This is a genomic window from Sphingobacterium multivorum, from assembly GCF_900457465.1.
Taxonomy (GTDB): domain Bacteria; phylum Bacteroidota; class Bacteroidia; order Sphingobacteriales; family Sphingobacteriaceae; genus Sphingobacterium; species Sphingobacterium multivorum.
Genome location: NZ_UAUU01000002.1, coordinates 812,788 through 827,340, shown reverse-complemented (window position 1 = coordinate 827,340; position 14,553 = coordinate 812,788). Strand labels below are relative to the sequence as shown.

The following is a 14,553-nucleotide window of genomic DNA, read 5'->3' as shown; positions in this document are numbered from 1 at the left end:
TTTGATTAATAATTGTTTTCATCGTGTCAATAACCCTCATCTTGGTTTTGATTGACAGCGCAGTTTTTCTTTCACTCTTTTATATATGAGATCACGCTGTCCAGGATCGTAGCAGTTATTTTCTGCTTCAGGATTGAACGCTGATTTTTTTATTATAGCTGTATCAGCGGATCTGTATATGCTTTTTCTAAAAATTTGACATAAAAGGTGCTACCCGAATCGATTTTACTTTGTACATCGATTTTTCCACCCAATGATTCGATCTGATATCTAATGAGAAACAATCCGACACCTTTACTCTCAAATCCACGGTGAAAAACCTTTTTGAACATAAACAGCTCCGATTTGTATTTTGGCAGGTTAATGCCCAGCCCGTTGTCTCTAACCGTTAATAATGTTCCTTCTTGTTCCTGATGTGTATGTATTTCGATCTTAGGGGCTCGGTCTGTCGCTGTAAATCGGAGCGCATTACTGATGAGGTTGCTGAAAATACTTTCCAGATAAATCTTAGGATAATAGATGTCTTTTACATTGAATTCGATGGAAATAGTTGCATTTTTTTGCTGTATTTCTTCCATAAATTGCTGCTGCACTTTTTTGAATATATCTAAAAAATTACATTGTTCATAAATCAGTGAATTGTTTGATTTAATATCAAGTATTCTGTCCAAATTATGTAACGTTTCAGTCAGATCGTCACTGCTCGTATGCAGCAGGTTCACAAAATCAGCCTTTATTTTTTCATCATGTGTTAACTTAATTTCAGCAATAAGCATCTGTATATTGCTGAGTGGGCCTTTTAGATCATGAGCAAGTATGTTCGCAAATTCTTCCAGTTGCCGTATTTTGGTTTCAAGATCTATTTTGACTAAATCCGATTCAATTTTTTGCCTTTTTAGGATTTCGATATTCTTTTTTGATTCGGAAATATCCTGAACCTGGACGATGAGAAATTGTGCGGTATTGGTATTATCAAAAACTGCCGCAACCGTTACAGAACACCATACAAAATGGCCTAATTTATGTATATAGCGTTTTTGAAGCGTAAATGCGTCGATTTCACCCCTGACAAGTTTTTCTCTAAGTTCAACATCTTTGTTTATATCATCGGGGTGCGTCCTATCAGTAAACTTGGTTTTCGACATTTCTTCATGAGAATAACCAAGAATTTTGGTTAACATATTATTGGATTCTATGGAGTAGCCTTCGAGACTCGTCAATGAAATTCCCAGACCTGATAAATAAAATGCTTGATTAAACTTGTGTTCATTGAATTTACTTTTTTCATTGGACTCGACTTGTTTTGTAATGTCGGAAATAACCAGGGCTACCCGGTTCTGAGCCCTATGTATAGGTTTAATCTGTAAACGATACCATTTGTCCTTGTGCTCGTTTAAATTGGATTGAAAATCCATCTTAAGTTCGCGGTCCAATTTTAATGAATTTTGTATCAATTGGACAGTGGGTACAGCAAGATCCGGCGGAAAGAGTTCTGTGAGACTCTTGTTTAGAAATTCTTCGGGACTGTAGAACAAGAGATCTGGATTGTTGGTCCAGTAGTTTTTAAATACACCAGCATCGGTTACTTCAAATACGAGATCATTCAATGAGGCAACAAGCAATTGAAGTTGGTGTTGTTTATCTTCCAGGACGCGGTTTTTATTGACCAATTTCGATACATCCATAAATGAAATTAAAAGACCTTTTTTATTGTCTTCTATCATAACATGAACATCGAATTGATACCATTTAAACTCTTGATCCTTTTTTCTTCCTAGGATAATTTCATTTTGGTCTTGGTTTTTGGAAAGAGCTGTAAAAAATGGCGTTTCTGTAGGCGACAATACCGAAAGATCATCTGCTGAGTAAAATGTAATTAAATCATGTAGTTTGTTGGTGGTTGCCGTACTTTCGAGGTCTAAAAGCTCTTGTGCGCGTTTGTTAAACAGTAGAATAGTGCCATCATCGGTGGTCGTGATTAATCCCTCCAACCTTGTATTTACAGTTTGGTCAGAAAGCACAGATAAAGAGTCCCGTTGCAGATGCATTATCTAACAATGTTTAGGGTTAATTTTCTCATTTATAAGCATAAGTGGCCTATCAGCCCCTATTTGCAAAATTGGTAACTTTTACCCCAAAATAATAAATAAATATTAAAATATGTAACTTTTTGTATAAATTGCTAGCAAGCAGATTGTTATGTAGGCATAGTAATCTGCCTGCTGGTGTTTTACATGTTCTGTACCGAGGAACGTATGTTTAATTCTTCATTTTTTCGAGCCAAATCCAGTTAAACCAAAGTGGCTGTAGTTCTTTACTTTTAAAGGTTACGATATATTTTCCGGGCTTATCGAATTTAAATTTGCCGATGCGGTTTTCGACAAATTCTTCTGTGTAGTTGTTTTCATTGGGCTCGACCACCATTTTGTTTGTAGGAGCAAAACTTCCTTGCAACCGCTGATTGGCAGTACTGACTTCAAAAACACTGTTTTGTTTATTGGGATTATGTGCTGAAAAATCGAGTGAGTAGACGCCTGCTTCAGGGATGGTTACCTCCCAATCGATCTTCGTATCACCCGTCAGGATCGCATGCGTTGGATTTTTGCCGTTATAGCGTACAATTTTGAGTCCTTGGTTGAGGCTATTGGTTGATTTCAACGAAAAGCCACCAAAGGTTGATTCCGGGATTGTATTTTTGTCCAATTCTAGCGGGCTGTTAAAAGTCAATTTAACTTCTGAAACATAATGATCAGGTTGCGCGTCAGGTAATTGGATATGGATTAGACTGAGACTTTGATCAAATTTTAGCGCCGTAGATACACTTCCGTTCATCAGGGAAACCTGTTCTGGGGTCGATTTGATTCCTGTAATCCGAAGTGTATGATCTAAGGGCCAATTAAAGACGTGCGCATATACGACTGTTTTTTGCCCTTCTTTTTTGGTCGTGAGGTAACCCCAATCGAAATGGTTGTTTTTTAGATCAAGGCCGGTGCTGCCATAGATGCCCTCTCCATAACTGTTTAGCCAATCTCCGACTTCGTGCAGACGACTGACACTTTCGTAGGGAACTGTTCCATTGGCACGTGGCCCGATATTTAAGGTGAAGCCCCCGTTGAGACTTACATTGGAGATCAACGATTGGAAAATTTGACTGGTTGATTTCCATTCATTCTCCTGACCGTTGTAACCCCATGAATGGGCAATCGTCCCAGGGGTTTCCCATGGATGGTTAATGTAATTGCTGCCAAATTGGTTATCTCCTAATGTCTCAAAATCCACGTTCTCCGCATCCGTAGGAAGACCTAGACGTGAATTAATCAAGCAATTAGGCTGTAGTTCACGGATCAGTTTGACAACTTGCAGTAATTGTTCTTTTTTTATGATCGACTTTTGATAAGGGATCCACATGTCGAACCATATCAAGGCAATGTCGCCATAGTTGGTCATCAGTTCGCGAAGTTGAGGGATAACTTTCTCCTGCCAATATTGATTGTATTGGGCATCGGTAACATGTCCCGACAGCTCCTGTTGATGATTCCAGCCGTATGGATGTTCCCAGTCAATCCAATGGGAATAGTAAAAACCTAATTTCATGCCGTGCTTTCTACAAGCCTCTGCGATATCTTTGATGACATCCCGATTGGAACCACTCAATTTTGGGAGGCTATAATGACCAACTTTTGTGTCCCAAAGGGCAACACCATCATGATGTTTGGCGGTGATGATGATATATTTCATCCCAGCCTCTTTTGCTAGAAGAACCCATTGCTCAGGATCTATTTTACTCCAGTCGAAACGTTTTGCCAAGGTACCGTATTCTTCTTTGGAGACGCGGTTGCGATATCTTAACCACTCGGCATAGTTATTCATATAACGCAAAGGTTCGCCCTTCCACATGCCTTCAGCTGCACTGTACAGCCCCCAATGAATGAACATGCCAAAGCGGGCATCTTTAAACCATGAGGCTTTTTCAGAAGTTTGTGCAAATATTTTGGCCGAAATACTGAATAGCAATAATGACAGAATCAGTAGTCGCTTGATTGATGGTATCATAAAGGTTGTTCTGTTTTTTGACTTACAAGATAGGCAAAAAATCGAATATCGATCCTTAAATTGGGTTTTGAAGTGGCTGTGAAGGATAAAATGTCGTCTGTAAAAAAGTGAAAACCCCTCGTATTTAAACGAAGGGTCTTTGTTTAGTATGAAGCTTTAACGCGATTATTTCAAGTTAAAGGCCTGGATAATCTTTTTAAAAACTGCTGTATTGTTGTAGATGCCAATAAAATTTTGCGCACCTGGTCCATAAGCAAAGACAGGTACCATAATATTGGTATGGTCATCGCTACTGAAATTGCCCCTAACAGTTCCCTTTTTATAATTGGCATCCAACAGGGAAAGTCCGCCAGTTTCGTGATCTGCAGTGACAATGACGAGTGTTTCACCATCTTGGTCCGCAAATTTTAGGGCTTCCCCGACAAGCCGATCAAAGTCATGTTGTTCGGTAACAACATAGGGAAGATCGTTGGCATGGGCTCCATAGTCAATTTGTGCACCCTCGGCCATGATAAAGAAGCCATTTTTATTTTTAGACAAAAGCTCAATCGTTTTTGAGAGGGAAGTTTTTAGCATTTCTCCCCGTCCATCGAGTATTCTTCGTGTCGCAGAATCCGCCAGGAGTACGAGCTGTTTGCCTGATGTCGCTTTTTCAAAATCACCTAAATTTTGCTGAAGCTGATACCCTTTTTCGGTCAGTTGCTTCATCAGCGTGTTATCCTTGTTGTTGAGGAAGCTTTCGCGACGGGATCCAACTAAGATATCCACATGGCTATTTTTGAAATCTGCCGCAATTTCCTGTGACATGGTCCGATCGATCTGATGTGCGTAAAATGCAGCCGGAGTGGCATCTGTAATATCTCCCGCACTGATTATACCGCTTTTGATCCCGTGTTGAGCAAGTGTATCAGGAATAGCGCTCAACAATTTACCGTCTGCATCCACGCCAATGTAACGGTTATTGGTTTTATGTCCAGTAGCCAAAGCTGTCCCGCCCGCAGCGGAGTCGGTAAAATCCGAATTGGATGCTTCGGTGCGTGAAAGACCAATATGTTTCATATTGATGATATTGGACTGACCAAAATTGGCACTTAAACCCGCTTGTATTTGAGCCAAGCCCATTCCATCACCAATAAGTAAAATAACGTTCTTAACCTTGCTCGTTGCACCATCATTTTTATAGGTTGGCTGATAGGGAACGTAGGCCTTTGGATTTTCGTATTCGACTTTAGCGTTGTTTAAATAGAAATTCTTAAGCGCAGTAGGATGGTCTGTATTGATCCAGTCTACCCCCATGTGACCAAGTTCTTTCCAACTATTGGGACTGTCTTTGGTTGCCCAGAAACGAAAGGTTTTCCCCAATTTATGCGCTTTGTCTATCACAGATTTCATCTTTTCAAGGTCGGGTGGAGTAGGTGTCCCTTTGCCATTCCAGACAGAATACTGCTTAATATCCTGACTGATCATCCCAATATGTTTGAGCTGTGCCGGCGTATAATCTTTTTCCGGCCGGCCATCAAAATAAATCATCGATGGATAATTGTCGAACTTTTCCGGCGGCGGGATTTCACCGCTGACGACAATTTTAATGGCGGAAGGATTTTTCTGCTGGTCGAATATAGATTCGTTGCCCTTCAAATCGGCCAACAATTTAGACAATACCTGTTCGTAATTTTCTTTGATATCAATCACGAGCTGCAAGGTCTGCTCAGGTTTGGCATAAGGTTTATTGCCGTTCTCCTTAAAGAAAGCAATTAAAGGGTCGATGTAAAGTTTTTTTAACGTCTTCCCTGGTTTGATTTCGCTGCTTTCATGGGCGACGTAAAGCTCTCCATTGCGATAGAAGACGTCCGCTTCGATAGAGCCCATTCCAGCATAGTAAGCCTCCAACAGCGGGATTTGCTGTTTGTAATCATTGTGGCTGTGACCTGCATTGGCAGTCAGTTTCTGTTGTGCAGAAACTGACTGAATGCTTAGGCCGGCAAATAGCAGCCACATTAATTTATTGTTTTTTACCATCCTGCATTTTGTTTAATGACGCCGGAACTGTTGTCGATCTCGCGTTGTGGAACTGCCCAAACATCATGTACTTGCGGATTGAAATTTCTAGCCGGCCAAATTACAGCACCATCGAAATCGTGTAAAGGTTTGGCATAGGTAGCTTGCGCATCGCCCCATCTGACCAAATCACGGTGACGGTCTGCCCATTCACCAGCAAGCTCATTGCGGCGCTCGCGTTTTAGGTCTACAAGAGTCATTCCGCTTTTTGCTATTAAACCAGCTCTCTTCCTAATTTTATTTAATTCAGTATCACCGGCTCCAGCCCCATTTAAATTAATGGCGGCCTCAGCTTTAATCAATAATACTTCGGCATAACGCATCAATGGTACATTGAGGTCTGTTGTTCCGTTGTCGCCATTTGGATTAACGTGTGTTGGAATAGGGTTGGCGTATGAAAATGGTTCCATATACTTTTTGAACTGGTAGTTCGAAGTCGCACCACCGTCTTTTGTAAATGTACGTTCTTCGCCAAAAAACTGGAATTTATCCCCTGGTTTCAAGATTGTTGCTTCACGACGCAAGTCACCTGTTTCAAAAGAATCGTAAAGTTCTTTTGTCGGTAGATAGTAGCCCCAGCCGTTGTAGATTCCCCAAGCTTTATTGGTAAGCATAACACCTGGAAGTTTGCTGCCCCAGCCAGTACCACCACCATTTGGCGTACAGACCACCGACCAAATATATTCTTTGGACCAGTTGTTAGCCGCCTTAAACACATCCACAAAATTGGTCAATAAATCATGTTTGCCCGAACTGATCACCATATCCGCGTACTTCGCAGCATTGGTATAATCTTTTTTGTACAGATATACTTTTGATAAATAGGCCCATGCAGCTGTTTTGTGCGCTTTACCATAATCGGTATCCTTCATCTCAGAAAAATAAGGAAGGTTGTCGGCCGCTTTTAATAGTAGTGAAATGATATAATCGTAGTTTTCGTTAACGTTGTTGGCTCTAGCTACAGGAACAGAAGCATCTGTTTCAGGCGTAACAATAGGCACACCCGCCTTGTCGTTACCATAGTTTGCCGCTAATTGAAAATAAACCAGACCTGCATTGAAATAGGCATCGCCAATGATCTGTTTTTTTCGCGCTTCATCCATGCTTATATTGGGAACATTGATAATAATATCGTTGGCCCTCTTTATAATCGCATAACGCATGCTCCATTGAGATTCTGTATAACCACCACCGATGTAATTGCGGTTGAAGTTTTTAATATTGTCGGCTTCGGGCTTGTTACGTCCTGTCACCATGTCGTCACTGGCATTAATAAACCAAAACATCCCGCGACCGTAATAATCCTCTTCATTGTACTTTTCGTACATCCCGGCTTCTGCTTTGATCGCATCTTGTTCCGTTTTCCAGAAATTCTGTGCGGAGGGAGAACCCTCTGGTGTTATATCTAACTGTTTATTGCACGATGCAAAAAGTGCTACTGCTGCTATTGCAAGGTATTTTATATTCGTTTTCATCGTTTTATTTTTTTTATGGCTGATGAGTATAAATCATCGGCTTTTTTTAGATTAAAAATTGACATTTAAACCAACAATAAAGCTTCGGGCTTGTGGGTAACGTCCCACGTCGAGACCATTGTTATCCATTCCAATTTCTGGGTCAAAACCTGTATATTTCGTAATGGTAAATAGGTTGTTGGCCGTTGCATAAACGCGTACGTTGCCCATCTTAAATTTGTTTGCAATTGATTTTGGTAAGGTATAGCCTAATGTAACGTTACGAATGCGGAGGTAGGAACCATTTTCGATGTAAAAATCGGACGCATTGAAATTGCCATTTGCATCTGAAGTGGAGATGATCGGCACTTTACCGTTTGGATTTTCTGGAGACCAGGCGTCCAAAATGCCCGTTAACTTATTGTAAGAAGGTCCACTCGCACTATACGTTGTTCTTTTGATAGCGTTGAAAAGCTTGTTGCCTTGAACGCCCTGAGCAAAAATATTGAAATCAAAATCCTTATAATTCGCATTAAAGCTCAATCCATAGGAGAAATCCGGGTATGCACTGCCCGCAAAATAACGATCTTCAGGTCCGATTGAACCATTGCCATCGATGTCTACAAATTTGAAATCGCCCGCTTTTGCATTCGGCTGAATTTTTTGTCCATTGGCGTTTTTGTAATTATCAGCTTCGGCCTGACTCTGGAAGATACCATCTGTTTTGAGCACATAGTAGCTGTAGAGCGGTTGACCGACGGTAATAGAGAGCGGAGCCAATTCATTTCTGAAATTAGTACCTACGGCAATGGTGTTCAAGCCCGGTGCTAATTCTTCAACCTTGTTATTTAATTTGGTTAAGGTTGCGTTGATGGAATAAGTAAAGTCGGAATTTTTTGAACTATTGTACGTTAATCCCAGCTCAATTCCTCTGTCTTTGACTAAACCCGCGTTGATCGTTTGACTATTTAAACCTGCTGTACCTGGCAGTGATCTGGTCAGGATCATTTTATTTGTTTCCTTAATAAAGTAATCGGCGACTAAGTTAAAATGGTTGAAAATTCCCAAATCTACACCTATATTGGTCTGCTTACTTTCTGCCCAAGTGAGGTTCTTGTTGGCCAAAATCGTTTGTACGTATCCTTTTTGTAAGGTCGGTGTTTGGCCGAAATAACTTTGTGTCGATGCTAGTAGCGGGTTGACAGCTGCAGCTGACAAACTACCGAGATTTCCTAAAATACCATAGCTACCGCGTAATTTTAATTGATCTAACCAGGTTGCTGATTTTAAAAACTCTTCTTTACTGATTACCCATCCTGCAGAAGCAGAAGCGTAGTTTTTAAATCTATTTTCTTTTGTCAACATGGATGAACCATCGCGTCTACCAATTAACGATAGTAAATACTTGTCGTTATAACTGTAGTTTGCTCTTAAGAATAGCGATGATATTGCTGTTGAAGCATAGCCACTTTCCGAAGGTTGAATGGTATTCGCATTTGTTAAATAACGGTATTGTTTGGACTCATCGTCAAAACCTGCTCCGGAAGTATATAGATAGGTGTTCTTTGTTTTTTGAAAGGTATAACCACCAGTTAGGTCAAGTTGATGCTTGTCGAAAGAAGTTTTGTAATTTAAAACTTGTTCTGCAAGGATATCATTTGCATCATCAGCTCGTTCAACTAGACTATTGCTCAGAACCGGTTTACCTATTTCAGGACGTCTTGGTGTAAAGCTTTTAAATCGAGCATTCGATTTAGTAATACTTAAATTAGATCTGAATGTTAAGCCTTTTGCCAATTGGATGCTAGCATAAGGATTGACAACAAGGACATTGACCGGATTGTTGATGTCGATGCGCATCAGTTCGGCAACGGGGTTAATGATATCACCGTAATCGCCAGGGAATGGACCCGGTAGACCAGCAAAACTTCCATCTGCATTGTAAGGGGTCCCATTGGTTGGATAATAAATGGCGGAAAGTAGGGCTCCTGTATAGTCACTGCTGGTATTGGCACCATTCCCATTGGTACTGCTATAGGATAAGTTTTCACCAACTTTCAACCAAGGGGTAAGTTGATGTTCTGAATTTATACGGAAATTATAGCGCTTGGTTTTGGTATTCAATACAATACCCTCGGCGTTGCGGTAATTAAAACTCAGGTAAAAGTTAGACTTTTCGCTACCACCATTAATTGCAGCATTGTAATCCTGTAGTGTCGCGTTTCTAAAAACTTCATCCATCCAGTTTGTTTTGGTGACTAAACCTTCTGGGTATTTGGTCGAATCAAAAGCAGGTAGGATAGTTGTTCCACCATTTTTAGCGGCTGTTGCAGCTACTTGTGCACGTTGTTCGGCATTTAAAGGCTGTAATTTTCGCCATGCACTTTGTTGACCTAACTTGGCATCAACGCTAATTTGCATCTGTCCTTTTTTTCCTTTTTTAGTGGTGATCAATACCACACCACCGGAAGCTCTCGCTCCATAGATCGCTGCCGATGCGTCTTTAAGGACCGAAATGGATTCGATATCGTTTGGATTGAGCTGTGGGGTGCCTAGGAAAATTGAACCGTCAATAACGTAGAGTACACTTTCGCCATTGATACCACCGGCGCCTCTGATATTGATACGTGGCGTTGCAGTTGGGTCACCACCTTCATTCGTAACAATAACACCTGGTGATTTACCGGCCAATACTTCGCCAACACTGTTGACAGATCTAGACGATAATTTGTCAAGTGATACCAAGCTGACAGCACCTGTTAATGTTTCTTTTTTCTGGGTTCCATATCCCACTACAACAACTTCTGATAAGGTCGAACGCTCTTCGCTTAGCGTTACATTAATAACTTCATTTTCGCCAACTGCGACTTCCTTGGAATGGAATCCGACCATCGAAAAGGAAAGTACGGCTTGCGGTCCTGCTTCGATACGGAATGCACCTTTTATATCTGTTGTGGTCCCAACCTGCGTACCCACTACTTTTACAGAAACACCCGCAATTGCAGCCCCTGTTGTATCTCTTACAAAACCGGTAACGATTCGGTCTGCCTTGATGTTTGCTTGCGTGTTCAGGATCACATAGTCCTCTTTTTCCACTGCATTGATTCCAAGCTTATTCAAGAGCGCGCGAACGGGTTCAGTTTTAAAGCTGCCGCTTAAGACTGTGTTCCGTTCTTGCAATAGATCGGGATTGTACACAAAATGAAGGCCCGAAAGACTCTCGATTTTGTGGAGAATCACATCGAGTTTTTCGCCCTTGCTTATTTTGATGTTTACGCTGCTTTTGTCCAAACGTTGGGCCATGCTTGGGGAGGCCATCAATGAACTGCAGAATACTGAAGTAATCGAAAATGCGATGCAGGGATACTTCATGATCCGGTAAAAAGAGAATTCTCTCTTGAATGCAGGTGTTTTCATTTTTTTGTAATAATTAGGTAATGAATTACGCATGGTGACTAAGATGTTTTAGGTAAATTTTTAGACATTATTTGTGGATTTTAAATACTTTATCCTTTTCAATCGTACTGTACTTAAGGTGATGTAGGCTGCAGATAATATCCAGTATTTCTGCTGGATTTTGTGTGCTATTGAATGTGGCTGTTGTTTTTAGAGACCTAAGCGATGTATCCTTTAAGATAATTTCAATGTTGTAGATATATTCCAGTTTTTTTGCGACCTCTTGGAGGTTTGTTCCATCAAACGCTATGGCGACAGCGGTATTTTTTTCTACTACGCTACGCGAAGATTGTGCGGTTTCTTTGCTGTAACGTAAACTCTGGTTTTTGGTTAATATACCCAAGATTTTATCTTGTTGCTGTACCGCAACCTTACCGGTAGCAACAGTGACTTCGACTTGGTCGGAAGCCTGATAGGCTTTTATCCGAAAGGAGGTACCCAATACTTTAACCGCTAGCTTGGATGCAAGCTGTACCTGAAATGGGTGTTGCTCGTCGTGGGCAATATCAAAGAAAGCTTCCCCTTCAGTAAGTGCTATTTCACGGATATTTCCCCTGAATTTACTTGGATAGCTGATTTTTGAAGATGGTTCCATGATAATTTCCGAACCATCTGCCAATACAATCTTTTTATGTTCACCTGCAAGGGTTGTCGTGACGACCTGCGAAGATGGTGCGATAGGTTGATTATTTACTTTCCAATAAAGAAGTCCTATAGAAGCAATCATTAAAATAGCGGCCGCTATTTTGAATACAGGTGAATACAGCAGGGAAGGTCGTTTATTTTCCTTTTCTGAAATACCGGACTGGATATTGGCCAATAATTGTTCGCGCAGTGCTGCCTTGCGTTCCTGCGGAATTTTTTTTGATGCGTTATCCAGTTGGGCGTACCAATCTTCGACTTGTTTAATCTCGGCGGCGCTGGCCTCTCCATTTAAATATTTTTGCAGTAGCTGCTTTGCTTTTTCTTCCATCATTTGAATACATGTCACTTCAAATGGGAATTGGTACTAGTCGAAAATATTAGGAGTATATTAATTTATTGTTAACACTCAAAAAAATGGAGGAACTGCCTAAGAGAGGCTTTTTTTGAGCAGTTTCATGGCCGAGGTAATTTGATTCTTGACAGTTTGTACGGAGACATTCAGCTCGCTCGCAATTTCCTTGATTGATTTTTCTTGCTTGCGGCTCATGGTGACGACCAGTCGCATACGTTCGGGAAGCTGCATCAACGCTTCTTCAACTTTTTGCTGCGCATCTTTTAGGATCAGCAGGTCGTCCGCTGAATCCGCATATTGTTGGTTCATTAAAGTCGCTAGTTCGGCTTTGTGTCCATCTTTAACTGTCGTATTCCGAAAATGGTTGATTACTTTGAATTTTACAGCCCCATGTAGATAGGCTGCAAGGCCACCAGATATGATGACCTGTTCACGGTTTTCCCACAGCGAAATGAAGATTTCCTGGGTAATGTCCTGAGCCACATTTTCGTCGCCTATTTTCTTAAAAGCTGCATCAAATATGGCTTCCCAATACAGATTAAAAATCTGTTCCATGGCAAAGTGGTCACCTTGCTTTAATGATGCTATCAATAATTCGCTCACAAGATCAGTTTTAATTGGACAAAGCTAATAACTCAGTATTCCTTTAAAGTTAATAAATCTTAAAGAGTATATTTTGTCTGTTATAAATTAATCTTGGTAATTTTTGCTGAGATTGAGCGGTATATTTTTATTCTTTATATTCCTTGCCCGTAGCAATGTCAATAAAATAGCCGTCGTCCCGATTGCACTCATTTTTATGTTGTACCCACCCGTTGGGATTGATGGTCATGTAGCTTTTGTTGCCGATTCGTTGTTTTGTCTTGTTGTTGTATAAAGTATAGCGACCATCTTTATGCTCCTGTAATGCAAAGATTTGTCGTTTACCATCTAAGGTTTCAATATGTTCGAAATCGGGGTTTATATCCCAAGTCTTTGCACTTGAATTCCATAGGCCTTTTGTAGGTTCTAGATCACCTCGTTTTACATCAATTAAATAAAGATCTTCTGATGAATCGATGTATTTTATTTTTCCGGTTTTCCAATTCTTTTCCAGGGCATTCGAGGTGAGTAACATGTGTTTGTCTGGCCAGACCAAATTACCCACCTGATCCAGGATATAGAAGTTCGGGGCTTTGATGGTGTCCAATAAGTTGCCATCTTTATCCATAAATAACCAATCATAAGCCCAGATGGCATGATCGTAGTTAAATCTGCCTAGAATAAAATAGGGCGAATTAGTCACCGAATAAACTAAGGATATTTCTTTTAGAAAGGCAATCTGTGTCGCATTGGCTTGTCTAATTTGTTTTGGAAAAGCTTTGTCGTATTGTGGAAAGGCATATATGCTGCCTGTATTATTGTCCTTTAGTAGTTTGGGGATTGCTGGGCTGTAGCGCTCCTGATTGATAGAATCGAGTTGTATGGCCTCATTTTTCCAAAGAAGGTCTATTTTGTCTATGCTTGTCAAAGCGGATAAAACCGGTTTTTTGCTTCGGATATCAAGGATGGTAAAACTGTTTGCTGATGCTGGAATATAACGTCCGTTTTCCAAGGGCATTTCAATGTGTTCTTCTATTTTCTTAAGTTTTTGATCTTTTAGCAGATACAGGTTCCCATTGAGGATCAGATGCTTGTCGTTTAAGGGGTAAGTTGCAAGGTTATATTCGTTCTCATCGTAAGGAATATCTTTTTTCAGCAGAATCTGATTACTTTCCAATACCCGTATTTCAAGCTTGACATAAGTAGCTGTTTTCTTGATATAACTGCTTAGGATATTCCAGTCCCATTTCCAGAAGGACAATTTCTTTTCGTATTCCTGGCGTTTCATCAGAAGAGTCAGCTGCTTGATGTCTAAGAGCTGTAAATCTGTGTCGGAATAATGTTCGATAAATTCACCTTCGCTGTTAATGATCCCCGTTTGATCCTTTTCATTGGCTACCAGTGCATATCCTGTGGACGTGAAAGGCTGAGCCCAATGGAACTCTTGGGATAGCTTCTTCTGGAATGCGCTGTCGACATAGACAAACTGCTTGTTTTTGGTTTGATAGGGAATCCATTTAACCCGGTCATTTTTTGTGATTATGGCGGATTCCTGTGCACATGCTGTGATACATAGCATAGTTGTTATACTTAGCAATAATGATTTGATCATCCTTTTTTCTATAAATTGAATCTGGTTGTTTGTAAGTAGCCCGTGTATTGCTGCGGTTACCAGCTTGTTGATTACCGGTATTTAAACTATACGCTTACTAAACCATTGGGTTTGGAAGCTAAAGTAGGGGAAACAATCGTTAGAAAAATAGCCGATTTCAGTGATTATCTTGAAGATTCAAAAGGAAGGGAATTTTTCCCTTGCTGGATTTGTAAATTATCGTCAAGAGAGGCCAATAATGAATATGCTTTTTCCTTTGAGCCGATTAATTTGGTTAATCGGCTCAAATTTTACTTATATTTGAGCCGATTAGATTTTTAAATCGGCTCAATATGTATAAC

Annotated in this window: 8 protein-coding genes; all 8 read right to left on the bottom strand. The window is 40.4% G+C overall.

Going from position 1 to position 14,553, the window contains the following annotated elements; all coding sequences use genetic code 11:
- Positions 1-152: 152 nt before the first annotated feature.
- The gene (locus tag DTA23_RS03625) at positions 153-2,048 is read right to left on the bottom strand and encodes a sensor histidine kinase (protein WP_112373853.1); all 1,896 of its coding nucleotides are present in this window, start codon (positions 2,046-2,048) and stop codon (positions 153-155) included.
- A 211-nt stretch (positions 2,049-2,259) separates the two neighbouring features.
- Entirely contained in the window at positions 2,260-4,053 is a 1,794-nt protein-coding gene (locus tag DTA23_RS03620; protein WP_239468797.1) for an alpha-L-fucosidase, read from the bottom strand.
- A gap of 165 nt (positions 4,054-4,218) precedes the next feature.
- Positions 4,219-6,072: an alkaline phosphatase gene (locus DTA23_RS03615; protein WP_112373852.1), complete on the bottom strand. Its 1,854-nt coding sequence runs from the start codon at positions 6,070-6,072 to the stop codon at positions 4,219-4,221.
- Positions 6,066-7,586, bottom strand: coding sequence for a RagB/SusD family nutrient uptake outer membrane protein (locus DTA23_RS03610; protein WP_075994630.1), 1,521 nt, complete (start codon positions 7,584-7,586; stop codon positions 6,066-6,068). The genes DTA23_RS03615 and DTA23_RS03610 overlap by 7 nt, the downstream gene beginning before the upstream one ends.
- A 51-nt stretch (positions 7,587-7,637) precedes the next feature.
- Positions 7,638-10,982 (bottom strand): SusC/RagA family TonB-linked outer membrane protein, encoded by a 3,345-nt coding sequence (locus DTA23_RS03605; RefSeq protein ID WP_239468798.1) that lies wholly within the window; start codon positions 10,980-10,982, stop codon positions 7,638-7,640.
- Positions 10,983-11,049: 67 nt separating this feature from the next.
- Positions 11,050-11,997: a FecR family protein gene (locus tag DTA23_RS03600; RefSeq protein WP_112373851.1), complete on the bottom strand. Its 948-nt coding sequence runs from the start codon at positions 11,995-11,997 to the stop codon at positions 11,050-11,052.
- 96 nt (positions 11,998-12,093) lie between these two features.
- Entirely contained in the window at positions 12,094-12,621 is a 528-nt protein-coding gene (locus tag DTA23_RS03595) for an RNA polymerase sigma-70 factor (RefSeq protein WP_112373850.1), read from the bottom strand.
- Between the two features lie 127 nt (positions 12,622-12,748).
- On the bottom strand, positions 12,749-14,212 hold the full coding sequence (locus DTA23_RS03590) for a hypothetical protein (RefSeq protein ID WP_112373849.1): 1,464 nt from the start codon (positions 14,210-14,212) through the stop codon (positions 12,749-12,751).
- Between the last annotated feature and the right edge of the window lie 341 nt (positions 14,213-14,553).